At 65.1% G+C, this 395-nt stretch carries 1 protein-coding gene; it reads left to right on the top strand.

Annotated elements, in window-relative coordinates:
* Positions 1-395, top strand: a 395-nt coding sequence (locus DM374_RS32815; protein ID WP_157969828.1) for an AMP-binding enzyme, incomplete at both ends; no start/stop codon positions are given.

Below are 395 nucleotides of genomic sequence, written 5' to 3'. Positions count from 1 at the left end.
GGTGTACGTGCCGAATCCGTTCGGCGCACCAGGCGAGCGCTTGTACCGCACCGGCGACCTGGCACGCCGTCGCGCCGATGGCGTCCTCGAATACGTCGGCCGCGCCGACCATCAAGTGAAGATCCGCGGGTACCGCATCGAGCTGGGCGAAATCGAAACCCGCTTGCAAGAACACCCGGCCATCCGCGAAGCGGTGGTGCTGGATATCGATGGTCCGCAGGGCAAGCAGCTTGCGGCGTATCTGGTTGCCCGTGGCGAAGTCGATGCTGACGCGCTGCGCGAAGATCTGAAAACCACACTGAAGGCGAGCCTGCCGGACTACATGGTGCCGACCCACTTCGTGCTGCTGGCTGCCATGCCGCTGACGCCGAACGGCAAGCTCGACCGCAAGGCGT

This window comes from Pseudomonas huaxiensis (assembly GCF_003231275.1).
In the GTDB taxonomy this organism is placed as follows: domain Bacteria; phylum Pseudomonadota; class Gammaproteobacteria; order Pseudomonadales; family Pseudomonadaceae; genus Aquipseudomonas; species Aquipseudomonas huaxiensis.
This window is presented reverse-complemented; position numbering and strand designations above follow the sequence as displayed.